This is a genomic window from Streptomyces sp. LaPpAH-108 (genome assembly GCF_000373625.1).
Taxonomy (GTDB): Bacteria; Actinomycetota; Actinomycetes; order Streptomycetales; family Streptomycetaceae; genus Streptomyces.
On sequence record NZ_KB891993.1, the window covers coordinates 620,781 to 644,474 of the forward strand.

The window sequence follows — 23,694 nt, forward strand, 5'->3', positions numbered from 1 at the left end:
GATCAGCCTCTTGAACCTCGGATACGCCGTCCGCTCCAGCGACGCCACACCAACCGCCCCACGCCCGACCGACTGACAGCGGCCACCATGAACAGCGACGATCCCGGGAGCAGGGCCAGGGCCAGATCACGGAGCGTAGGCACACTCACCGCATTCGAGCGTCACGCTCTGCTACGAAGTGGCGGCTTTTACGCGTATCTCCTCCGCCCACCTGACACAGCGAATCCGTATCGCGAGCAGAGCATCGGCGATGGCCACCGCGCAGGTCCGGTGGTTGCGGGGCGAGCTGGAACGGACCGCCCCCGGCGTGGTGGCGGAGTTCGTTCCCGTGAGCACGGTGGGCGATCGCTGGGCCGGGCCGCTGGCCGAGGTGGGCGGCAAGGCGGTCTTCACCAGCGCGGTGACACGCGCGGTCCTCGACGGCCGGGCGGATCTCGCGCTGCACTGCTCGAAGGACATGCCCGGGGACGGCCCGGAGCCCGAGGGGACGGTGTGCCTGTACCCCCGGCGGGACGACGTCCGTGACGTCCTGGTCGACCCCGGCGGGCGCCGGTTGGACGACCTGCCCCCAGGCACCCGCGTGGGCACCTCCGCCCCGCGCCGGATCGCTCAACTCACCGCCTCGCACCCGCATCTGAAGCTGGTCCCCGTACGCGGCAACGCGGACACCCGCCTGGCTCTGGCCCGTACGGGCGAGGCCGTCGACGCCGTGGTCCTCGCCGGAGCGGGGCTGCGGAGGATCGGCCGGGAGGCCGAGGCCACGGACGTCCTGGACGCGCACCGGATGATGCCCGGCCTGGCGCCGGGCAGCTGGCCATGCAGACCCGGGCGGCCGACGAGGCCACCCTCGCGGTCCTGGCCCCGCTCGTGGGCGCCGACGCGACCCGTGCGGCAGTCGCGGAGCGGACGCTGTTGCGCGCGCTCGCCGGACACTGCCACGCCCCGATCGCCGGGCACGCCACCGTCGACGCCTCGGGCGAAGTCCGCCTCGCGGCCCGGGTGTACGCCCCGGACGGCTCCGTCGTCCTCGGCGCCGAGCGGGCGGGGCGCGCCCCGGAGGAGGTCGGCCGTGCCGTGGCAGACGATCTCATCGGCCAGGGCGCGGCCGACGTCCTCGCCGCCTCCCGGCGCATCTGAGACACCGCGCGCCGAAGAACCGCGACGGGCCGAGGAGACCGCGCCGCGAGGAGTTCTACGCCCGCTTCCCCGGCCCGCTCGACCTGACGCTCCGCGCCGACGAGGACGCGTAACAGCGGTCGGACGCCCAGGAATTGACGGGTGCGGCCCGAAGTCGCCCCACCCGTCACGCGCAGCATTGACGTGCTCACGTCTCATCGCTACGTTGCACAGCGTTTCGGCGCCCGTCACCGCTCTCCGTACGAGCCGCGCTGCCCTCCGCCGTGACCAGTCGTCACCACGCGCACCCTGAACGACCCCACGCTCCGGCCGGAAGGCCCCGCTCCACCCGCGTCACCTCTCAGACAACGTTGTCACCCACCCAGGAAACACAGCGAGTCCGCCCCTCCCCCACTCCCACAGGAGGCACATCGCGATGTTCGGGATCTCGTCGTCAAGCAGACGCCGGAGCGGCCCACCCGGATGGGCGTCGGGTCGGTCGCGCCGGGGGTACGCGGTCCTCGGTGCCGTGGCCGGGGCCGTGCTGTTCGGTGCGTACGCGCTGCCCGCGCCCGCCGCCGTGGCCGCCGTCGTACGCCCGGCCGATCTCGTGGCTCACCCGGCCGACCTGGTCAATCCCTTCATCGGTACGTCCAACGACGCCAACGACTTCCCCGGCGCGGACGTGCCCTTCGGCATGGTGCAGTGGAGCCCGGACACCCCCTCACGGCCGCCGGGCGGCGGGTACGAGTACAAGGACTCTTCGATCACCGGGTTCAGCCTCACGCACATCGCAGGTCCCGGCTGTGGCGCGGCCGGGGACGTGCCGGTGCTGCCCACGGTCGGCGCGGTCAGCAACTCCGCCACCGACTCCTTCTCGCACGCCAACGAGTCCGCCACGGCGGGGTCGTACAAGGTCGCGCTCGACAACAAGGTGACCACCGAGCTGGCCACCACCACGCGCAGCGGCATGGCGCGGTTCACGTTCCCCGCGACCACCCAGGCGAATCTGCTGTTCAAGCTGAACGGCAGCCAGAACGGCGGGAGTTCGACCCAGTTCACCGTCGTCTCCAGCACCGAGGTCAGCGGGCAGGTCACGAGCGGCAGGTTCTGCGGGGCCGGGAACAGCTACACCGTCTACTTCGACATGGTCTTCGACCGGCCGTTCGCCACCAGCGGCAGCTCGCTCGCGCCGTCGAAGCAGGCGGCACCGAGCGTGAAGCGGGCGGGCACGAACGCGGCGGACCGGCCCAACCATCCGCGTCTGCACGGCACCGGCCCGAAGTCGGCGGTCAAGGACGGCAGTTCCGGGAACACGACGCCGAAGGCCGCCGCGTCCAACGCCCATGTCACCTTCGACACCAGCGCGAACCAGGTCGTCCAGGCCAAGGTGGGCGTCTCCTACGTGTCCGTCGCCAACGCGAGCGCCAACCGCGCGGCGGAGAACCCGAATTGGAACTTCGACGCCATCCGCACCTCGGCGCACGACGCCTGGGACTCGGCTCTCGGCAAGGTGCTGATCGGCGGCGGGACCTCGGACCAGCAGAAGATCTTCTACACCGCGCTCTACCACTCCCTGCTGCACCCGAACGTCATCAGCGACACCAACGGACAGTACTTCGGCTTCGACGGCAAGACGCACGCGGTGGACTCCGGACACCGGGCCGCGTACGCCAACTACTCCGGCTGGGACATCTACCGCTCCCAGGCCCAGCTGGAGGCGCTGGTGAGTCCTCAAGTGGCCTCCGACACCGCACAGTCGATGGTCGACGACTACCAGCAGACCGGGATCTTCCCCAAGTGGTCGGAGAACAACGGGGAGTCCTACGTGATGGTCGGTGACCCGGCTGCGGCGATCATCGCCGACTACTACGCCTTCGGCGCACGGGACTTCGACACCCCGGCGGCGCTCTCGGGTCTGCTGAAGCAGGCGAGCACCGCGAACAACGACCGCCCTGGCCTCAATTACCTCGACAACCCGGGGTACGAGCCGCATGACGGCAGCTACGGCTGCTGCAACTTCTACGGCCCGGTCGCCACCACACTGGAGTACGACACCGCCGACTTCGCCCTCTCCGCCTTCGCCGGAGCACTCGGCGACAGCCAGAGCCAGAAGACGTACGCCCACCGGGCGCAGGACTGGCGCAACGTCCTCAACCCGGCCTCCGGTTTCGTCCAGCCGCGCAACCTCAACGGCACCTGGACCGGCGGGTTCGACCCCACCAGCGGGACGGACATGGTGGAGGCCGACTCCTGGATCTACACGGGCATGGTGCCGTTCAACGTCGCCGGACTCGCCACCGCCAAGGGCGGCAACAAGGTGATGGGTGACTATCTCGACACCGTCCTGCGCAGCTACACCGGCGCGAACGGCTATGCCTGGGTCGGCAACGAGCCGAGCATCGAACTGCCGTGGGAGTACGACTACATCGGCATGCCGTACAAGACCCAGGCGACCGTGCGCGCGGTGCAGGACCAGATCTGGTCCAACTCCCCCGCAGGGCTTGCCGACGGCAACGACGACCTCGGTGCGATGAGTGCCTGGTACGTCTGGTCGGCGCTCGGCATGTTCCCCATGACACCGGGCACGTCCGATCTCGCCCTCGGTTCACCCTTGTTCCCGCAGGCCCAGATCACGCTGCCCTCGGGCAAGACGCTCACGGTCAACGGCATCGGTGCGGCGGACAACGCGCCCTATGTCCAGTCCGCGACGTTCAACGGCTCGGCGTGGAACAACGCCTACGCCCCGGCATCCGCGCTCACTTCGGGCGGCACCCTCGGCTTCACCCTGGGGAGCAGCGCCAACACCTCATGGGCCAGCGGGACTTCGGCTGCTCCCCCGTCCTACCCGGGTGACACCTCCGCACCGGCCAAGCCCCGAGTGGGGCCGGTGAGGTCGGGTGTCAGTTCCTCGCTGTGCGTGGATGACGCCAACTCCGGTACGGCGGACCACACGGCGATCCAGCTCTGGTCCTGCAACGGGACGTACGCCCAGGACTGGACGGTCGCCTCGGACGGCACCCTGCGCACGCTCGGGAAGTGCCTCGATGTGACGAACAGCGGGACCACCAACGGCACCCTCGTCCAGCTCTACACCTGCAACGGCACCGGCGCGCAGGCGTGGACGATCGGTTCGGACGGCTCGCTGAAGAACGCCAACTCCGGGCTGTGCCTGGACGATCCGGACTCCGCCACGGCGGAGGGCACGCGGTTGCAGATCTATGGCTGCAACGGGTCGGCGGCCCAGAAGTGGACGCTTCCGGCGGCGTAGCCCACCCGTAGCGGTCCACGCGGCACGTTCCTTCGCCCTGCCTCCTTCCTCTCGGAGGGGGCAGGGCGAAGGCGTCTCCGGATGTGCAAGGTCTGTAAGAGGCCTACGGCGAGGCGGAGTTGGCGCATACCCTGATCGCTCCGCACTCCGAGAACGACAGTCGCTGTGCCGACGCCCTCGCCTTCTGGAGAGTCACCGTGACCATCAGCGGTCCCGTCGCCCGCGCCGTCATCGACCCCTTCGGCGCCGATATCCCCGCCGAGATCGCCGAGTTGCACTCCCTCGGCCCGGTCGTCCCTGTCGAACTGCCCGGCGGTATCCCCGCCTGGGCTCCCACGGGATACGACGTCCTCAAGGACCTGATCCTGGACCCCCGGGTCAGCAAGGACCCCCGGCGGCACTGGCGGCTGTGGCCCGAGATCCCCGAACACCCTTCCTGGGGCTGGGTCCTGGGCTGGGTGGGTGTCGTCAACATGTTCACCACCTACGGCTCCGAACACGCGCGGCTGCGCAAGCTGGTGGCGCCGAGCTTCACCCACAAGCGCACCGAGGCGATGCGCCCGCGCGTGGAGTCGATCACGGGCGAACTGCTCGACTCCCTCGCGGAGGCGGGTGCGGACGGCCGGGTCGTAGACGTCAAGCGGATGTTCGCGCACGAGCTGCCGATGCGGATGATCTGCGAACTGTTCGGTGTGCCACCGGAGTTGCGGGCGGACACCGCCGGTCTGATCGCGGCCATCATGGACACCTCCGACCCGGGCCCCGAGCACACGGCGTTCGTGCAGGAGCGGATCGGGACCGTCCTGGGCGGCCTGATCGCGTACAAGTCCGGGCATCCGGGCGACGACATGACCACGGAGCTGATCCGGGTCCGCGACGAGGACGGTGACCGGCTCAGCGACGAGGAGCTGCTGTACACGCTGCTGCTGGTGATCGGCGCCGGGTTCGAGACGACGGTCAACCTCATCGGCAACGCGGTCGTCGCCCTGCTGGACGACCCCGCGCAACTGGCCGCCATACGCTCCGGCGAGATCTCCTGGGACGCGGTGATCGACGAGACGCTCCGGGTGCAACCCTCCATCGCCGCACTGCCGTTGCGCTACGCGGTCGAGGATCTGACCGTCGGAGACATCACCATTCCGGCGGGCGACGCCATCATCACGACGTACGCCGCCGCCGGACTCGACCCGGCCCACTACGGCACCGACGCCCACACCTTCGACGCGGCACGCGGAGCCGACGACCATCTGGCCTTCGGTCTCGGCGTCCACCGCTGCATCGGCGCCCCCTTGGCCCGCCTGGAGGCCCGCACCGCGCTCCCCGCCCTGTTCACCCACTTCCCCGACCTGACATCAGCCTTCCGCAAAGCCGAGCTGCACCAGGTCCCGTCCTTCATCGCCCTCGGCTGGCAGGAGATCCCGGTCCGCCTGCGCGGCTGATCATCGCGTCGGCGGACCGTGGGTCCGCCGAGGGAAGCCGGCGTCATCCACGGGTGATGTCAGCTCATCGGCGGCCGTGTGACATTGCCGCTCAGCCGAGCGGCTTGGAGAGCACTGCCTTGCGGTGGCTGAAGGTGTCCAGTGAGTAGCGGCCGTGGTAGCTGCCCATGCCGCTCTCTCCCACGCCGCCGAAGGGGAGGTCGGAGACGGTGAGGTGCGCGAGGGGGAGGCCGTGGCCGAGGGCGCCGGAGGAGGTCTCGGCGGCGAGGCGGTCGCGGGTGGTGCCGGAGTCGGTGAAGACGTACAACGCCAGGGGCTTGTCACGGTCGTTGATGAAGTCCACCGCCGCGTCCAGGTCCGGAACGGTGACGATCGGGAGGATGGGGCCGAAGATCTCCTCCCGCATCACGGGCGCGTCGGGGGCGACATCGGCCAGGACGGTCGGCGCGATGTACTTGTCCCCGCGGTCGCTCTCCCCGCCGACCACCACCCGGCCGGAGTCGAGCAGGCCCGAAAGGCGGTCGAAATGGCGCTCGTTGATGATGCGGCCGTACTCCGGCGAGGCCGCCGGGTCGACGCCGTAGATGCCTTCGACGGCACGGAGGAGCGCGGCCTCCAGGGCGGGGGCGGTCTCCGGGTCGGTGAGGACGTAGTCGGGGGCGACGCAGGTCTGCCCGGCGTTGAGGAACTTGCCGCGCGCCAACCGGTCCGCGACCACGTCGAGATCCGCGTCCCGGTCGACGAACGCCGGTGACTTGCCGCCGAGTTCGAGGGTGACCGGGGTCAGGTGCTCGGCCGCCGCGCGCATGACGATGCGGCCCACCGTGCCGTTGCCGGTGTAGAAGATGTGGTCGAAGCGCTCGGCCAGCAGGGCCGTGGTCTCCGGGATGCCGCCTTCGACCACGGCGACCGCGTCGGTGTCGAGGTAGGCCGGGATCAGTTCGGCCAGCGCGGCGGAGGTCGCCGGGGCCAGCTCGCTCGGCTTGGCCACGACCGCGTTGCCGGAGGCCAGCGCGCCGACCATGGGGGCGAGCAGGAGCTGGGCCGGGTAGTTCCAGGGGGCGATGACGAGGACGACGCCGAGCGGGTCGTACTGCGTCCAGGCCGTCGCGTCGGCACCGAGGTGCGCGGGGACCGGGGCCGGCTCGGGGCGCAGCCACTCCTCCAGGTGCTCCAGGGTGTGGTCGATCTCGCGGATCGTGAAGTCGATCTCCGTGCGGTGCGCCTCGGTGGCGCTCTTGCCCAGGTCGGCGTGGAGGGCGGCGGCGAGGTCGGTGCCGTGCTCGGTGAGCATCGCGCGCAGGCGGCGCAGCTGCTCGGTGCGCCACTCGACCGACTTGGTGCGGCCGGTGCGGAACGTGCTGCGCAGGCGGGCGACGGTGTCGGCGGGCTGCTCGGTGGGGGCGTGGTTCACGGGTGCCTCGCGTTCTCGACTAACAGATGTAAACACCAACCTTTCAGGTGGCCGCGCACATTCCGCGGATTGCCCGGAATGACACAGATCACGTTCCGTACGCGGGAGGGCGCTCCGCCGATGGCGTCATGCGCCCGGCCCCAGCCGTACGTCCAGCCCGTCGTTCTCCGTCCAGAAGCTGTCGTCCGCGTCCTGGAGGCGGGACGCGGCGTGGCGGAGGTGGCGGCGGGCGGCGGCCTGGGCGGCCTCGGGGTCGCGGGCTTCGACGGCGGCCAGGATGGCGTGGTGCTCCTGGCGCACCGCCTCGATGAAGTCGCTGCGGCGGGCCTCGTTGGCGCGGGTGACGCGGATGCCGCCGCGCGCGACCTCGCCCAGGTAGCGCACCGTCTGGACGAGGACCGGGTTGCCGGTGGACTCCGCGATGGAGCGGTGGAAGGCCAGGTCCTCGTCCACGCCGTCGCCGTCGGCGGCGACCGCCGCGTCCAGCGCGTCGAGCGCCCCGCGCATCCGGGCGATGTCGTCCGGTGTGGCACGGGTGGCCGCCAGGGCGGCGGCCTCGCCCTCCAGCGCGGCGCGGACCTCCACGATCTGGAGCACCTTGGCCTTGGTGCCGGGCGACTCCGCCTCCAGGTCGAGCGGCCGGATGCGCCGGGGCAGGACGAAGACGCCGAGGCCCTGGCGCGGCTCGACCAGGCCCGCGTTGCGCAGCCGGGACACCGCCTCGCGGACGACCGTACGGCTCACGCCGAGCTGCTTGACCAGCGCGACCTCGGTCGGCAGTTTGTCGCCCTCGGCGAGCCGCCCGGACTCGATCTCCTCCGCGAGGATCGCGGCGACCCGGTCCGCGAGCCGTATCGGACCGCTCACCTTGGAAAACATGCTTTTCAGTCTATCGATCCGCGCTCTGCCGCCCGGCCCCGAGCCCGGTGACGGCGGTCACCGCGTCGGCGTGGTCGGCGAGGTACTCCCGGACGACCGATGCGAAGTCGGGGTCGGCCGCGAGGCCGAGCGTGGCGGCGCGCGCGTTGTCGAAGTCGGCGGGCCAGGAGCCCACGATGGCCTCGACGGCGGGCTCGGGCGCGACCGTCACCAGGTCCGCGACCGCGTCCCCGGCCACCTGGCGCAGGGTCTGGAGCATGTCGGCGACGGAGACCGTCAGCGCGGGCAGGTTGACCGGGAGCCGCCCGCTGAGCCGACCGGGGCCGTCACCGCGCTCCAGCTCCGCGACCCGGAGGATGCCCGCGACCGTGCGCCGGGGCGAGGCCAGGGCCACCCGCAGGGCGGGGTCGACGGGGCAGACGGCGGGCAGCCCGGCCAGGGGCTCGCGGACGATGCCGGACAGGAAGCCGGAGGCGGCGGCGTTCGGCTTGCCCGGCCGCACGGACACGGTCATCAGCCGGGCCACGCGCCCGTCCACGTAGCCACGCCGTGTGTACTCGGCGACCAGCTGCTCGCAGACGAACTTCTGCACGCCGTAGCTGGAGCGCGGGGTCGGCAGCGTGGCCTCGCTGACCACCTCGGGCAGCGGCAGCGCCGGGTCCGAGCCGTACACCGCGACACTGCTGGAGAACAGCAGCCGTACGACCGGTCCCCCGGCGGCGGACTGGGCGCGGGCGGCTTCGAGCAGGGCGCGGGTGGTGTCCACGTTGGCGGCCATGCCGAGGTCGAAGTCGGCCTCGCACTCGGCCGACACGGCGGAGGCGAGGTGGATCACCACGTCCACCGGCTCCGCGAACAACTCGCCAAGCCGCGCGGTCAGATCACCCTGGACGACCTCCACGAGCGGGTCGGCGGTGAGTGGTGAGGCGTCCGGTACGAACAGGTCGGCCAGCACCAGCCGTTCCACGGGTGTGCCGCCGAACGTCCCTGTCTCCAGCAGCCGTTGGGCCACCTGGCGGCCCAGGAAGCCGAAGCCACCGGTGATGACGATCCTCATGCGTGTGCTCCTCGGTAGTCGCGCAGCCAGCCGAGCCCGTCGCTCGTCCCGGCGCGGGGGCGGTACTCGCAGCCGACCCACCCCTCGAAGGCCAACTCGTCGATGACGCCGAAGAGATGGCCGATGTTCAGTTCGCCCGTGTCGGGCTCGTGCCGGTCGGGCACCCCCGCGATCTGGAGATGCCCGACCCGGCCGGTCGGCAGGTCCCGGCGCAGGGCCGTGGTGAGGTCGCCCTCGGTGATCTGGCAGTGGTAGAGGTCCAGTTGGACCTTGAGGTTGTGGGCGCCCAACTCCTGGACGACGGCGTGTGCTTCGGCCTGTCGGTTCAGGAAGTAGCCCGGCATGTCACGGTGGTTGATCGGCTCGATCAGGAGGTCCACCCTGGCGGCCCCGGCCCGCTCGGCGGCCCAGGTGAGGTTGCCGAGGTAGGTGTCGCGGTGCCGGGCCTCCTCGGCGGGGGTGGCTCCGCTCGGCAGCAGTCCGGCCATCACGTGCACGCGCGGGCAGTCCAGGACGGCCGCGTACTCCAGCGCCCGCTCGATCCCGGCCCGCGTCTCCGCCTCGCGTCCGGGCAGCGCGGCGGTCCCGCGCTCACCCGCGTCCCAGTCGCCGGGCGGGGCGTTGAACAGCACCTGCCGCAGCCCGTGGTCGTCCAGCAGGCGGCGCAGTTCGGCGGGGTCGTACGCGTACGGGAACAGGTACTCGACGGCTTCGAAGCCGTCCGCCGAGGCCGCGGCGAAGCGGGCCGGGAACGGGTGCTCGGTGTACATCATGGACAGGTTCGCTGCGAACCTCGGCATGGTCACTCCCATGACGCCGGTAGGGGCGCCGGTCAGCGGTTGACGACGTCCTTCTTGGTGGTCAGTACGGCGGCGGCGCCCACGACGAGGCTGAGCGCCAGCACGTACATCGGTATGGACGCCGAACCGGTGCTGTCCTTGAGCGCGCCGATCATGTAAGGGCTGGCGAAACCGGCCAGGTTGCCGACCGAGTTGATGAGGGCGAGCCCGGCCGCGGCGGCCGTACCGCCCAGGAAGGCGGTGGGCAGCGACCAGAACAGCGGGGCGCAGGTCAGCACGCCGGCTGCCGCGAAGGACAGGGCGATCAGGGACAGCGCGGTCGAGCCCGACCAGGAGGCGGCCAGGGTGAAGCCGACGGCGCCCATGAGGCTCGGGACCACCAGATGCCAGCGGCGTTCCCGGCGCCGGTCGGCCGAGCGTCCGAACAGGTTCATGGCGACCAGCGCGGCCAGGAACGGCACCGAACTGAGCACGCCGATCGCGAAGTTGCCCTTGATACCGGTGGACTCCACGAAGGTCGGCATCCAGAACGTCAGCGCGTACTGGCCCATCACGAAGCAGAAGTAGATGAGGCTCATCAGCCACACCTTGGGGTCACGGAAGCCGTCCCAGACCTTGCCGTGCACGCTCCGGTGCGCGGCGTCCTCGGCGAGCGCCCGCTCCACGACGGCCTTCTCCTCGTCGCTGAGCCACTTCGCGTCCCGTACCCCGTTGTCCAGGTAGAACAGCGTGACCACCCCGACGACCAGCGCCGGAAGCGCCTCCAGCGCGAACATCCACTGCCACCCCTGCCAGCCGCCCGTGCCGTGGAAGGCGTCCAGGATCCAGCCGGAGAGCGGGTTGCCGAAGATGCCCGCCACCGGGATCGCCGACATGAACATCGCGATGACGCGGGCCCTGCGGTGCGAGGGGAACCAGTAGGTGCAGTACAGGATGACCCCGGGGTAGAACCCGGCCTCGGCCGCGCCGAGCAGGAAGCGGAGCACGTAGAACGTCGCCTCGTCGGTGACGAACACGAACGCCGCCGAGACCACGCCCCAGCTGATCATGATCCGGGCGATCCAGGTACGGGCGCCCACGCGCTGGAGCAGCAGGTTCGAGGGGACCTCGAAGAGGAAGTACCCGATGAAGAACAGCCCGGCGCCCAGGCCGTACGACGCCTCGCTGAACCCCAGGTCGTCGGACATCTGGAGCTTGGCGAAGCCGACGTTGACGCGGTCGAGGTAGGAGACGATGTAGCAGAGGACGAGGAAAGGGACGATGCGCCGGACGACCTTGCGGAAGACGGCGTTCTCGCGGGTGAGGTCGGCTTCGGTGGCGACCGTGGGGAGGGACATGACGAATCCTTAGAGCGGCTCAGGGGGATTCTGGGGGACGAGTGAGCGGGTGTCGGGGCGGCTGTCGGGGCGGGTTCACCAGCGGGCGCCGAACACGGAGCGCAGTTCGGCGAGTTCGGGTTCCATGAGCGGTGCGGGCCTGCGGTCGGTGAGCAGCCACAGGCGTGCCGTCTCCTCGAGTTCTTCGAGGACGGCGAGGGCGGAGGCCGCGTCGGGCCCCCAGACGACCGGGCCGAGCCGGTCGAGCAGCACGGCCCTGATCGGCGTACCGCGCGCGGCGCGTTCGGCGATGCGGGCGGCCACGAGGTCGGCCACGCGCGGGTCGCCGGGCCGGTGATAGGGGACGAGCGGGACGTGCCCGACCTTCATCACGTAGTACGGGGTGATCGGCGGGAGCACGTCGTCCTGGCTCCACACTCCGGACAGGGTCAGCCCGACCAGGTGGGTGGAGTGGGTGTGGACGATGAAGCGGGCGGTGGGGTCGGCGGCGTAGATACGGCGGTGCAGGGTGAGGGTCTTGCTGGCGCGGTCGCCCGCGCGTTGGTCCCCCTGCGCGTCGACGAGGGCCAGCCGGTCGGGTTCGAGGAAGCCCAGGGCGGCGTCAGTTGGGGTGATCAGGTGGGAGTCGCCCACCTGGGCGCTGATGTTGCCCGCGCTGGCGTGGACGTAGCCGCGGGCGAAGAGGGTGGTGCCGACTCGTACGATCTCGCGGCGGGCCGCTTCGACGGGGTCTGACATGGCGGGGTCTGACATGGCGGGATCGGTCACGGCTTCCGTCATGGCTTCTGTCATGGCTTCTCCAGCAGGGCGAACGCGGCGGAGAAGAAGTCCGGGCCGCCGAAGTTCCCTGATTTCAGGGTGAGATGAAGCGTCTCCCCGTCGGGCAGGGCCGCCGCGCACCACGGCACACCGGGGTCGATCTGCGGGCCGATGCGGAGTCCGGTGACGCCGAGCGCCTGGACGACGGCGCCCGAGGTCTCGCCCCCGGCGACGACGAGTTGACGCACTCCGCGCGCCACGAGCCCCCGCGCCACCTCGGCCAGGGTGCGCTCGACCAACTCACCGGCCTCGGCGGCGCCGAGCCTGCTCTGCACGCCGCATACGGCGTCGGGGGCCTCGGTGGAGTAGATGAGTACGGGGCCGTCGGCCAGGTGGGCGTCGGCGAAGGCGAGGGCTTCCCCGGCCACGTCCTCACCGGCCGCGATGCGCAGCGGGTCCACGCTGAACGCGGGGCGACCGCTGTCCAGGAACGCTTGGACCTGGCCGTTCGTGGCCACGGACACCGAGCCGGAGACGATGGCCTGGCGACCGCTGGCGGGCGGCAACTGGGCTGCTGCCGTGGACGGTTGAATCCCCCAGTTCGCGGGCATCCCGATGGCCAGGCCCGAACCGGCGGTCACCAGCGGGAGTTCGCTCACGGCCTCGCCGAGGCGTAGCAGGTCGTCGTTGGAGACGGCGTCCACAATGGCGAACGCGACGCCTGCGGACCGGAGTTCGGCGATGCGCTCCCGGACGGCGTCCGCACCGGCCGCGAGGACCGTGTGGTCGATGAGTCCGACAGGACGCGTGGTCTGCGCGCCGAGCACATGGACCAGGTTGGAGTCGGTCATCGGTGTCAGCGGATGGTGCCGCATGCCGCTCTCGCTCAACAGCACGTCGCCCACGAAGAGATGCCCCTTGAAGACGGTGCGCCCGTTGTCGGGGAACGCCGGGGTGGTCACCGTGAAGTCGGTACCCAGCGCGTCCATCAGGGCTTCGGTGACCGGCCCGATGTTCCCGGCGGGGGTGGAGTCGAAGGTCGAGCAGTACTTGAAGTAGATCTGCTCGGCGCCCGCGCTCCGCAGCCACGCCAGGGCGCGCAGGGAGGCGTCGACGGCCTCCGCGACGGGGACGGTACGGGACTTGAGCGCGATCACGACGGCGTCCGCGTTCTTGGCGATGTCGTACCCGCCGTCCTCGGGGACGCCGATGAGCTGGACCACGCGCATGCCCGCGCGCACCAGGTTGTTCGCCAGGTCGGTGGCGCCGGTGAAGTCGTCGGCGATGGCGCCGAGTCGGATTCCCATGTCAGCCGTCCTCCGGCTTCGGCAGGTCGACCCCCGGGAAGATCTTGATCACCGCGCTGTCGTCCTCGCCACCGAGCCCCGAGGCCGCAGCCTGGAGGAACATCTGGTGGGCGGTGGCGGCGAGGGGCAGGGGAAAGCGCTCGGGGCGGGCGGAGTCGAGCACGATCCCGAGGTCCTTGACGAAGATGTCGACGGCGGACAGGGGCGTGTAGTCACCGGCGAGCACGTGCGCCATACGGTTCTCGAACATCCACGAGTTGCCCGCGCTGTGGGTGATGACCTCGTACAGCGTCCCGGCCGGGATACCGGCCTTGATGCCCAGCGCCATCGCCTCGGCCGCTGCGGCGATATGCACGCCCGCGAGCAGCTGGTTGACGACCTTCACCTTGGAGCCGAGCCCGGCGTCCGCCCCCAGCCGGTGCACGGTCGCGCTCATCGCCTCCAGGACGGGATCGGCCACGGCGTACGCCGCTGGGGAGCCGGAGGTCATCATGGTCAGCTCTCCGGCCGCCGCGCGGGCGGCTCCGCCGGAGACGGGGGCGTCGAGGTAGAGCACGCCCAACTCGGCCAGTCTGCTGTCGAGTTCAGCGGACTCTGCGGGGTCGATGGTGGAGCACATCACGAACACGGACCCTGGCCGCAGCCGCTCGGCGGCGCCGCCCTCACCGAACAACACCTGCTCGATCTGAGCGGAGTTGACGACCACACCGACCAGGACATCGACGCTCGCGGCGAGTTCACCGGGCGCCGGGAAAGCGGTGCCGCCCTCCCGGGCGAAGTCGGCGGCCACCTCGGGGCGCAGGTCATGAACCCCGACATCGAACCCCGCCTTCCGCAGGCTCCGTGCCATCCCGAGCCCCATGGCCCCGAGTCCCACCACGCCCACGCGGGGCAGGGCGGACCTTTCCTGCTCGTTCACGCGCAACATCCTTGTCTCGCTGTGGCCGCGCCCGGACGCCGTTCCCTGCCCGGCCCCTTCGCCGACGGTCAGGTCATATGATGACCTGATGACGAGAGTTGATGCACTGTGATGCCGGTCACATTCTCTCCGAGAGGTCGGCTCAGACCGCGCCGGGGTAGGGCCACCCCTCCAGGTAGTCCCGCATGTTCTTCAGGATGCCCGCGATACGCCCCGGCCCCCATGCGGCGACACCGGCGTGGTCGAAGGCGGGAAGCGGCACGGTGGCGGAATTGTGGTGGAGTTGAGCGGTCGCGCCGCCCATGGCGCGGGCCACATCGGCCTCCTGGTAGGGCGGTTCGGCCGTGCCGGGGAGCCACCGCAGGAGCGCGAACGTGGCGGGTTCGTCGTGGCCGGGGACGTCCACCTGGACCACGTACCGGCCGTCGGTGGTGGCCACCGGCCCGGGCACCGCGACCGCGCCGGAAGCGGCCAGGCCCTCCAGCCACCGCATCTCACCGCGCTGTTGGCGAACCGGGCGCCCGTCCCTCAGGGACAGGCGCCCCGCGAAGGAGCCCGCGCCGGGCGAGGTGATCCGCCACACGGCGTTGTCCTCGTACTGCTGGACCTCCATCCGTACGGGTGAGCGCGGCGCGCGTCAGGGTTTCGAGGAGTTCGAGCTGCGCGGCGTGGGAGAGCTGCGCGAAGGGCGCGACGTCATCGTCCATGAGGCAGACGTATCAGAGTGCCGCACTTGCCGACGAGGCCCCGAACGAGGGCTTTGCGACCTGGCTCGCCTACGCCCCCGAAGGCTGCTCCTCGACCGTGCCGCCCCGCGATGGTGCCCGCACGTTCACGTCCTCTCGGATGTCCGCCCCCTCCGGCTGTGCCCGTACGTCGGTCACCGGGCGTTCCTCAGCCGCGCGGCGCCCCCACGTGGTTCCGGCGAGGACGAGGACGGCGCCCAAGTACCCGAGAACGCCGGGCTCGTCGCCGCCGAGGGCGACGCCGATGACGGCGGCCCAGAGAGGTTCGGTGCCCTGGAGGAGGCTGACGCGGGAGGGGGAGCTGCGGCGTACGGCCCAGAGTTGGACGAAGAAGGCGAACAGGGTGCACATGAGGGACAGGTAGAGCAGGTTGATCCACTGGGCGCCGGTGAAGGAGGCCGCGAGGTTCCAGGGCGGGGTTCCGCCCAGGGGCGTCAGGAGCGCGAACACGGCGACAGCTGTGGAGAGTTGGACGAAGGTGAGAGCCGCGTCGTCGGTGTCACGTACGGCCGGGAGTCGGTGGATCACCAGCACGTTGACCGTACGGGCGACGGCGGCCAGCAGCATGAGCAGGTCGCCGAGGGAGGGTGCGGTGAAGCCGGTGCCCTGGGTGAGCAGGGCGACGCCGAGCAGGGAGAGCGCGGCTGCGGCCAGGAAGGAGCGGCTGGGCGGGGTGCGGTTGAGGGCGGCTTCGGCGAGCGGGGTGAAGACCATGGTGAGGCTGATGATCAGCCCGGCGTTGGTCGCCGAGGTGTGGACGACGCCGTAGGTCTCCAGCAGGAAGATGGCGGCGAGGATCAGCCCCAGAACGCCTCCCCCGCACACCTCACGTACCGTCAGCCGCCGTAGCGCCCGCCGCGCCACCAAGCCGAGGAGCGGGACGGCGACGACGAAGCGCAGCAGGAGCAGCGTGATGACGGTGTCTTCGCGCGTGATGTTCTTGGTGGCCAGATAGCTGGACCCCCAGACGACGGCGACCAGAAGTACGGGGCCGTCGGTCAGCCAGGCTCTGCGGGAGCCGGGGGTGGCGGGCGCGGTGGGCATGGGACGTCTCCGGGGGTGAGCGGGCAGCGCCCCGGCCGGTGGTGCCGGGTCGGCCGGGGCTGATGTGAGCGCGGGAGTCGGCGGGCGGTCGGGCCGAGTCCCGCTCCGGCGGGCACCTCAGCAACCCCGTTGTGGCTGAAGCATCCAAAGATCGACTTTGAACGGCCGACGCTACAAGCAGTTGTCGGCTCACACCCCGGTGACATGGATCACTTACTCTGCGGCGCTCGCTCACGAGCCCGCGAAGTCCCCACGCCGGGCCGCCCGGTAGGCCGTATGAGTGGCGAGGACGGTGGCCCCGGCGAGTGCGGTCGCCGCCGGCGGTGCCGGTGGTGCCGGCCACGGCGCGGGCGAGCGGCCCGGACGTCGTTTCCGATCTGCAGCTGTCGATCATGCGTCTGCTGGTCACCGGCAGCACCGACTCCGCCATCGCCCACCGCCTCGGCGTCAGCACGCGCACCATCACCGAGCACGTACGGCGGATCTCCGGGCGGCTCGACAGCGGCAGCCGGGCGCGGCTCGGCTGCCTCATCGCCACGTCGGGGCTGCTGGACGAGCCGGTCTCCGAGAACTGACCGGGGTCAGGGTGCCGTCGACCGGCGCACCCGCCCGCACCCGCCCGCACTCCCCCGTCAGCGAGACTTCCGTGCCCGCGCCGCCCGCCGGGCCTCCGCCAGCTTGCGTGCCTCGGCTGCCTTGCGGGTCTCCTTCGCCGGGCGGCCCGGGCGGGTGCCCATGCCTCGGAAGGGGGCGTTGGTGTTCTTGGCGGGGGTGGTCGAGGGAGCGCGTCGGGCGCCGGTGATGTCGGTCAGCTTCGCCTCGCCGGAGCGGACCGGGGTGACCGTGGGGCGGATGCCCGCGTCGGACGTCATGCGGTTGACCTCGCGGCGCTCGCCGGGGGTGACCAGGGTGACCACGCGGCCGGACTCGCCCGCGCGGGCGGTGCGACCGCCTCGGTGGAGGTAGTCCTTGGAGTCGGCGGGCGGGTCCACGTTGACGACGAGGTCCAGGTCGTCGACGTGGATGCCCCGGGCGGCGACGTTGGTGGCCACCAGCACCGTGACCGCGCCGGACTTGAACTGGGCCAGCGTGTGGGTGCGCTGGGGCTGGGACTTGCCGCTGTGCAGGGCGGCGGCCTGGATGCCGCTGTCCCGCAGATGGCGGGTGAACCGGTCGACGGCCACCTTGGTGTCGAGGAACATCAGCACCCGGCCGTCGCGGGCCGCGATCTCGGTGGCGGTGGCGAGTTTGTCGGCCGGGTGCACGAGCAGGACGTGGTGCTCCATCGTGGTCACCGAGCCCGACGGCCGGTCGACCGAGGCGTATACCGGGTCGTGCAGGTGGTGCTTGACCAGCTGGTCGACATCGCGGTCGAGCGTGGCCGAGAACAGCATCCGCTGCCCGTCGGGGCGCACCTGGTCGAGAAGTTCCGAGACCTGCGGCAGGAACCCCATGTCGCACATCTGGTCCGCCTCGTCCAGGACGGTGATCTCCACCCGGTCCAGATGGCAGTCCCGGCGCGAGACCAGGTCGGTCAGCCGTCCCGGGGTGGCGACGACTACCTCGGCCCCGGTCTTCAGCGACGCCGCCTGGCGGCTGATCGACAGACCGCCGACCACGGTCGCCAGCCGGACCCCGAGGACCTGCGCGTACGGCGTCAGGGCATCGGTCACCTGCTGCGCGAGTTCCCTGGTCGGTACGAGGACCAGCGCGAGGGGCCGCTTCGCGTCGGCACGGCGGCCCGCCGTACGGACCAGCATCGGCAGACCGAAGGCGAGCGTCTTGCCCGAGCCGGTGCGTGCCCGGCCGAGGATGTCGCGGCCCGCGAGAGCGTTCGGCAGGGTGGCCGCCTGGATCGGGAACGGCTCGCGCACCGCCAGCTCGGTCATCGTCCGGACCAGCTCCGACGGCAGGTCCAGCTCGTCGAACGCCTCGATGGGCGGCAGACCCGGCGTCGTCGCGCCGGATGCCGGGTCCACGTCCTCCGGCGTCTGGGTACGGTCGTCGGCACCGGAGCGCCCTGGCTGCCCGGGGTTCGGCGTCTTCGCGTTCATGGGGACCTTCCTCTGCTGGTGACCCCGAACGGGACAGGGCCCGCGCCTTGGTCGGCACGGGCCCTGTGTGTTTCGAAGCGTACGGTCATTTTACCAGCGTGCGGCCCGCCGCGATCGGGCATCCCGCGCGGCCCCCGTCCGGCGTGGTCGCCCGTCCCGCGTCCGAGACGACCCCCACGTAGCCGTCCGGACGGACGAGTACGAGCGTGCGCTCCCCGGCGCCGTACGCCCGCCGCAGGTGACCGCAGGTATCGACGACATCGTCGTCCCCCGTCGCCTCGTCCACGACCCGAAGCGTCCTGACATCGAAGTGCGGGACCACGACCTCGGCCCCGGCAAGGACCCTCGCGCCCCCGCCGCCCCCTCCCCGAAACCTGGCCGAATCACGCCGTTTGAAAAATCCCCGCACGCTCATTGACGCCCACCCGCCCGACTGCAATCGTTCTCTGACAACGGTTTCAGCGACGAAACGGGAGTCCTCTGTGAGCACCATCCATGATGTGGCTGCCCGCGCCGGGGTCTCCGCGGCCACGGTCTCGCGGCATCTGCGCGGTCAGCGCGTGCGGAGCGCGGAGGTGATCCAGGAGGCCATCGACGCGCTGGGATACCGGCCCAGTGTCGTCGCGCAGTCGCTGAAGTCCGGGCGGACACGGACGATCGGTGTCGTCGTTCCCGACATCAACAACCCGTATTTCGCCGCCGTCGTGAAGGGGATGGAGTCGGTCTCCCGCGACCGTGGGTACCGCATCCTGCTCGCCAACAGCGACGAGAGCAGCGAGCGCGAGGACGACGTGCTCTCCGACATGATCCATCAGGTTGACGGGGTGATCCTGGCCCCCGCGACCGAGCAGGACGAGACGCCGCTGCATGTCCGGGACGCGGGCGTGCCGCTGGTGTTCGTGGACCGTGATCTGGCGGGCGGCGAGCACTTCGACGCCGTGCTGGTGAACAACCACGAGGGCGGTCGGCAGGCGGCCTCCCATCTGCTCTCGCTCGGACACACCCGGATCGCCGCCGTCAGCGGTCAGCAGGAGACGACACCCGGACGGTACCGCCGCGAGGGGTTCGTGGCGGCGCTGGCCGAGGCCGGTGTGGAACTCCTGCCGGAGTTCGACCTGATCGGTGATTTCCGGGAGGAGAGCGGCTACCAGCTCACCCTGCGCCTGCTGTCCTCGGCCGAGCCGCCCACGGCCCTGTTCACGGCCAACAACCTCATGACGCTGGGGGCGTTGAAGGCGCTGCACGACATGCGCGTCGGCGTCCCCGGCCAGATCAGCGTCATCGGCTTCGACGACCTCGACACCGGACCGCTGCTGAATCCGCCGCTCACCGTCGTCGACCGCCCCATGGTCGAACAGGGCGTCCTCGCCATGCGCCTGCTGCTCCAGCGGCTGGGCCAGGACGAGGACCGGGGCGGCGGTTCCCGGCGGATCACGCTCGACACCAAGCTCGTTCAGCGCGGTTCCACGGCGGCGCCCCGGCGTTAGCCGACACCGGTGCCGGGCCGCGCCCCCGCCGTAGACACAGACACAGACGCCAACACCCCTCAGGGCAGCGCTCCTTGCGCCGTGCCCCTCCCCCGCCCATGCCAAAAACAGGAGGAAGACCGCGATGACCCGCACCGGTGTTCTCGTCGTCGGCAGCATCACCGCGGACGTCACCGCGTTCACGCGACGGCTGCCCCGCCCCGGCGAAACCGTGCTCGGGGACGACTTCACCCTCGTCCTCGGTGGCAAGGGGGCCAACCAGGCCGTCGCCGCGGCCCGTTCGGGCGCCCCCACCTGGATGGCCGGCTGTGTCGGGGAGGACCTGTTCCGGGACCTCGCGCTGGACGGTCTGCGCGGGCACGGCGTGGAGACCTCCGAGGTCCGTACGGTCCCCGGGCGCACCGGTGTCGCCCACATCCGCGTCGACGCCTCCGGTGAGAACGACATCGTCATCACCCCGCTGGCCAACGCCTCGCTGACGCCCGAGATGGTGGACGAGAGCATCGCCGCGACCCGGGACCGCACGAGCGTCCTGCTGCTGCAGCTGGAGGTGCGGGCCGAGGTCACCCGGCATGCCGCGCGGGCGGGTGCCGAGGCCGGGTTCACCGTGGTGCTCGATCCGGCGCCCGCGCAGCAACTGCCGGACGACATCTGGGAGTACGTCGATGTCGTCACCCCGAACGAGAGCGAGGCCGCCGCGCTGACCGGCGTCGAGGTGGACGGGCCCGAGTCCGCCGAGCGGGCGGCCCGCTGGTTCCTGGACCGGGGCGTACGGCACGCGCTGATCACGCTCGGCGGGGCCGGGGCGGTCTCGGTCACGGCGGAGGCGGTCCGGCACTTCCCGGCCTTCCCGGTGACCCCCGTCGACACCACGGCGGCCGGGGACGCCTTCACCGGCGCGTTCGGCGCCGCCCTCGCCTCGGGCCTGGACGCCGACACCGCCGTACGACGCGGCATGGCGGCCGGTGCCCTGGCCACCACCCGTCCCGGGGCCAGCCCCTCGCTCCCCGACCTGGCCGCGGTCGACGCCCTGCTCGCCGCCGCGGACACCGGCCCCACCTCCGGCCCGGCCCTCGCCGACGCCGCGACCGACCTGGAAGGAGCCGCCTCGTGAGGCGCAACAACGGAACGCTCAACGGGCAGCTGGCCCGGGTCATCTCCGAGCTGGGCCACACCGATCAGCTCGTCGTCACCGACGCGGGCCTGCCGGTCCCGCCCGGTGTGGAGCGGGTGGACCTGGCCGTCGCCGAGAACCTGCCGCGCTTCCTGGAGCTGCTGGACGTGGTCCTGGCCGAGGTCGCGGTGGAGGACGTGCTCCTGTCGGAGGAGATCAAGGAGGCGAGCCCGCAGATGCTCGCCGAGATCGAGAAGCGGTTCGCCGCGCTGGGGGTGGGCCTGCGCTTCGTCCCCCACACCACCTTCAAGCAGGCGACCGCCGCCGCACGGGCCGCCGTTCGCTCCGGGGAGTTCACCCCGTACGCGAACGTGCTGCTCACGGCGGGCGTCGTGTACTGAGGAGCGGGGCATGAGGCTACGACTTGAGGACGTCACCAAGTCCTTCGGCGAGAACAGCGTGCTGCGCGGTGTCACCTTCGAGGTCGGTCCGGGCGAGGTCGTGGCCCTGGCCGGGGAGAACGGGGCCGGGAAGTCCACGCTCACCCGGGTCATCTCGGGCGCGCACCAGCCGGACTCCGGTCAGGTCGTCATCGACGGCGAGCCCGTGACGTTCAAGAACCCGCAAGGAGCGATGGCGCGGGGCATCGAGGTCATCTACCAGGAGTTCCGGCAGAACCTCTTCCCGCATCTGAGTGTCGCCGAGAACATCCATGTCCTCGACCGTGAGCGGCGGTTCGGGCGGCTGCTGGTCTCCCGGAAGCGGATGGCCGAGGAGGCGCGGTCGGCGCTGGCCGCGCTCGGTATGGACGGCATCGACGTGCTCGCCCCCGTGGGCACGCTGGGTGTCGCCGAGCAGCAGATGGTCGAGATCGCCAAGGCCACCTCCCACGAGCTGCGGCTGCTCATTCTCGACGAGCCGACGGCGGCGCTCGACGAGCGCGAGTCCGAGCAACTTTTCGAGCAGGTACGGAGGTTGAGGGACGAGGGCGTGTCCATCGTCTACATCAGCCACCGTCTGGACGAGATCTTCGAGCTGGCGGACCGCATCGTCGTCCTGCGGGACGGTCTGGTCGCGTTGGACTCCCCGATCGCCGAGACCGGCCCGGCGCAGGTCGTCGCGGCCATGGTCGGCAACACGGTGGACGACTTCTATCCCAAGGAGCGCAACGCCGGGGAGGAGACCGTCCTGCGGGTCCGGGGCGGCTCCGGCAGTGTCTTCCAGGGGGTCGATCTGGAGGTCAGGGCCGGGGAGGTCCTGGGCATCGGCGGGGTGGTCGGCTGCGGTCGCAGCAGTCTGCTGCGCGCGCTGTTCGGGCTCGAACCGCTCACCTCCGGCACGGTCGAGGTCGACGGCCGGCTGGTGCGGCTGCGGAACATCCGGGACGCCATCGCCGCCCGCATCGCCTACGTCACCCCCGACCGGCAGGCGGAGGGGCTGTGCCCCGACCTGTCGGTGGAGGCCAACGTCTCGCTGGCCACCTTGCGCAGGCACACCGGTCCGGGCGACCTCGTGCGCCGGGCCCGGGAGCGGGAGGCCACCGGCGAGGTCATGTCCCGGCTGCGGGTACGGACCGCCTCCCCGGAGGCCGCGGTGACCTCGCTGTCCGGCGGCAACCAGCAGAAGGCGCTGTTCGCCAAGTGGGTCCTGACCGGTCCCCGGGTCCTGCTCATGGACGAGCCCACCCGAGGGGTGGACGTCGGGGCGAAGACCGAGATCTACCGCATCATCAACCAGCTCACCGCGGACGGGGTGGCCGTCGTCCTGGTGAGTTCCGATCTCCCCGAGCTGGTCGCCATGTCGGACCGCGCGGTCGTCATGCGCCAGGGGCGGGTGGTGGCCGAGATGACCGGCGACCGCCTGAGCGAACAGTCCGTCCTGGAACACGCATTGGTGGGTGCCGCATGACCTCCGTCCTGAAATCCGTGGCCCGCCAACTGCGCGCCGTATGGATGCTGTTGCTGGTGGGCGTCGTCCTGAGCATCGCCTCGCCCGTCTTCCTGACCAGCACCAATCTGCTGAACGTCGGCCTGGCCACCTCGGTGGTCGCGCTGCTGGCCATCGGGCAGACGTACGTCATCGTCCTGGCGGAGATCGATCTGTCGGTCGGCGCCGTCCTCGGCTTCTCCTCCGTGGTGACGGCCCTGGTCCTGCGCGATCACGGGCTGCTGCCCGCGCTGGCGGCCGGGATCGGCGTCGGCGCGGCGGCCGGTCTGGTCAACGGGCTGCTGGTCACCCGGACCCGGATGCCGTCCTTCATCGCCACGCTGGCGATGATGTCCATCCTGTCCGGGCTGACGCTCCAGCTGACCGACGGCAACCCGGTCGGGGTCGACGACTACGGCTTCCAGGGCATCGGGCAGGACTATCTCGCCGGGATCCCCCTTCCCGTGTGGCTGATGGTGGCGGGGTACGTCGTCTTCGGCGTGCTGCTCGCCCGTACCGGCTTCGGCCGTTTCGTCTACGCGACCGGCGACAACCTGGAGGCCGCGCGGCTGTCGGGCATCCGCACCCAGCGGGTCAAGGTGCTCGCCTTCGTGATCAGCGGAGTCCTCGCGGCGCTCGGCGGCTTCATCCTCACGGCCCGGCTGTCCACGGCCGAGCCGACCGCCGGTACCGGTCTGGAGCTGGAGTCGATCGCCGCCGTGATCATCGGCGGCACCAGCCTCGCCGGTGGCCGGGGCAAGCTCCTTGGCACCCTGATCGGCGCGCTGGTCCTCGGTGTCATCGACAACGGCATGAACCTGCTGGACGTGTCGCCGTTCCTGCAGAGCGTGGTCAAGGGCGTGGTGATCCTGCTGGCCGTCTTCCTGGACCGCAATGTCGACGGGCTGCGGGCGATGGTCGCCTGGCGCAAGCCGACGCTCCCCTCCGGACCTCCGGCGCAGGAGACCGTCCTCGCCCCGGCGGCCGTCCCCACCGCGCGCCACACCCCCTGAAGGCCCCGCCCC

General features: G+C 71.2%; 20 protein-coding genes and 1 pseudogene. 9 read left to right on the forward strand and 12 right to left on the reverse strand.

Annotated features, from left to right (window positions below; translation table 11 throughout):
* Nucleotides 1-250: 250 nt before the first annotated feature.
* The 3 genes and pseudogenes from hemC to B079_RS0114265 all read left to right on the forward strand — a co-directional run bounded on the left by hemC (nt 251) and on the right by B079_RS0114265 (nt 5,826).
* Nucleotides 251-1,137 (forward strand): annotated as a pseudogene (gene hemC, locus B079_RS32035) (hydroxymethylbilane synthase).
* Between the two features lie 508 nt (nt 1,138-1,645).
* Nucleotides 1,646-4,387, forward strand: a complete 2,742-nt coding sequence (locus B079_RS32040) for a lectin (RefSeq protein ID WP_018546494.1) — start codon at nt 1,646-1,648, stop codon at nt 4,385-4,387.
* A gap of 197 nt (nt 4,388-4,584) precedes the next feature.
* Entirely contained in the window at nt 4,585-5,826 is a 1,242-nt protein-coding gene (locus B079_RS0114265) for a cytochrome P450 family protein (RefSeq protein ID WP_026248688.1), read from the forward strand.
* 91 nt (nt 5,827-5,917) lie between these two features.
* Here the strand turns inward: B079_RS0114265 and B079_RS0114270 are convergent, their stop codons facing one another.
* From B079_RS0114270 to B079_RS0114315, 10 genes are all read right to left on the reverse strand, one after another.
* A complete protein-coding gene (locus B079_RS0114270) occupies nt 5,918-7,240 on the reverse strand; it encodes an aldehyde dehydrogenase family protein (RefSeq protein WP_018546496.1) in 1,323 nt (440 codons plus the stop codon).
* Nucleotides 7,241-7,366: 126 nt separating this feature from the next.
* Nucleotides 7,367-8,119: a FadR/GntR family transcriptional regulator gene (locus tag B079_RS0114275; protein WP_018546497.1), complete on the reverse strand. Its 753-nt coding sequence runs from the start codon at nt 8,117-8,119 to the stop codon at nt 7,367-7,369.
* Nucleotides 8,120-8,129: 10 nt separating this feature from the next.
* Nucleotides 8,130-9,176 (reverse strand): D-erythronate dehydrogenase, encoded by a 1,047-nt coding sequence (gene denD / locus B079_RS0114280; protein WP_018546498.1) that lies wholly within the window; start codon nt 9,174-9,176, stop codon nt 8,130-8,132.
* Entirely contained in the window at nt 9,173-9,976 is an 804-nt protein-coding gene (gene otnI / locus B079_RS0114285) for a 2-oxo-tetronate isomerase (RefSeq protein ID WP_026248689.1), read from the reverse strand. Before otnI ends, denD begins: the two co-directional genes overlap by 4 nt.
* Nucleotides 9,977-10,008: 32 nt before the next feature.
* Entirely contained in the window at nt 10,009-11,313 is a 1,305-nt protein-coding gene (locus B079_RS0114290) for an MFS transporter (protein WP_018546500.1), read from the reverse strand.
* Nucleotides 11,314-11,388: 75 nt separating this feature from the next.
* On the reverse strand, nt 11,389-12,105 hold the full coding sequence (locus tag B079_RS0114295; RefSeq protein WP_234016790.1) for an aldolase: 717 nt from the start codon (nt 12,103-12,105) through the stop codon (nt 11,389-11,391).
* The gene (gene otnK, locus B079_RS0114300; protein WP_018546502.1) at nt 12,102-13,379 is read right to left on the reverse strand and encodes a 3-oxo-tetronate kinase; all 1,278 of its coding nucleotides are present in this window, start codon (nt 13,377-13,379) and stop codon (nt 12,102-12,104) included. The genes B079_RS0114295 and otnK overlap by 4 nt, the downstream gene beginning before the upstream one ends.
* A gap of 1 nt (nt 13,380) precedes the next feature.
* Nucleotides 13,381-14,298, reverse strand: coding sequence for an L-threonate dehydrogenase (gene ltnD, locus B079_RS0114305; RefSeq protein WP_018546503.1), 918 nt, complete (start codon nt 14,296-14,298; stop codon nt 13,381-13,383).
* A gap of 142 nt (nt 14,299-14,440) precedes the next feature.
* Entirely contained in the window at nt 14,441-14,911 is a 471-nt protein-coding gene (locus tag B079_RS0114310) for a phosphotransferase (RefSeq protein WP_018546504.1), read from the reverse strand.
* A gap of 163 nt (nt 14,912-15,074) precedes the next feature.
* Nucleotides 15,075-16,088: a DMT family transporter gene (locus B079_RS0114315; protein WP_018546505.1), complete on the reverse strand. Its 1,014-nt coding sequence runs from the start codon at nt 16,086-16,088 to the stop codon at nt 15,075-15,077.
* 332 nt (nt 16,089-16,420) lie between these two features.
* Here B079_RS0114315 and B079_RS0114320 point away from each other — a divergent pair, with 332 nt between their 5' ends.
* The gene (locus B079_RS0114320; protein WP_158684985.1) at nt 16,421-16,663 is read left to right on the forward strand and encodes a LuxR C-terminal-related transcriptional regulator; all 243 of its coding nucleotides are present in this window, start codon (nt 16,421-16,423) and stop codon (nt 16,661-16,663) included.
* Between the two features lie 57 nt (nt 16,664-16,720).
* Here the strand turns inward: B079_RS0114320 and B079_RS0114325 are convergent, their stop codons facing one another.
* Nucleotides 16,721-18,142, reverse strand: a complete 1,422-nt coding sequence (locus B079_RS0114325) for a DEAD/DEAH box helicase (RefSeq protein ID WP_018546507.1) — start codon at nt 18,140-18,142, stop codon at nt 16,721-16,723.
* Nucleotides 18,143-18,227: 85 nt separating this feature from the next.
* A complete protein-coding gene (locus B079_RS33930; RefSeq protein ID WP_158684987.1) occupies nt 18,228-18,428 on the reverse strand; it encodes a hypothetical protein in 201 nt (66 codons plus the stop codon).
* Between the two features lie 196 nt (nt 18,429-18,624).
* On the opposite strand from B079_RS33930, the gene B079_RS0114335 reads away from it, so the two are divergent.
* The 5 genes from B079_RS0114335 (at nt 18,625) to B079_RS32050 (ending at nt 23,682) form a co-directional block, all read left to right on the forward strand.
* Nucleotides 18,625-19,629, forward strand: a complete 1,005-nt coding sequence (locus B079_RS0114335; RefSeq protein WP_018546509.1) for a LacI family DNA-binding transcriptional regulator — start codon at nt 18,625-18,627, stop codon at nt 19,627-19,629.
* Nucleotides 19,630-19,753: 124 nt separating this feature from the next.
* The gene (rbsK, locus tag B079_RS32045; RefSeq protein ID WP_018546510.1) at nt 19,754-20,743 is read left to right on the forward strand and encodes a ribokinase; all 990 of its coding nucleotides are present in this window, start codon (nt 19,754-19,756) and stop codon (nt 20,741-20,743) included.
* On the forward strand, nt 20,740-21,144 hold the full coding sequence (gene rbsD, locus B079_RS0114345) for a D-ribose pyranase (protein WP_018546511.1): 405 nt from the start codon (nt 20,740-20,742) through the stop codon (nt 21,142-21,144). Before rbsK ends, rbsD begins: the two co-directional genes overlap by 4 nt.
* A 10-nt stretch (nt 21,145-21,154) precedes the next feature.
* Nucleotides 21,155-22,651, forward strand: coding sequence for a sugar ABC transporter ATP-binding protein (locus tag B079_RS0114350; RefSeq protein WP_018546512.1), 1,497 nt, complete (start codon nt 21,155-21,157; stop codon nt 22,649-22,651).
* Nucleotides 22,648-23,682: an ABC transporter permease gene (locus B079_RS32050; protein ID WP_018546513.1), complete on the forward strand. Its 1,035-nt coding sequence runs from the start codon at nt 22,648-22,650 to the stop codon at nt 23,680-23,682. The genes B079_RS0114350 and B079_RS32050 overlap by 4 nt, the downstream gene beginning before the upstream one ends.
* Nucleotides 23,683-23,694: the final 12 nt, after the last annotated feature.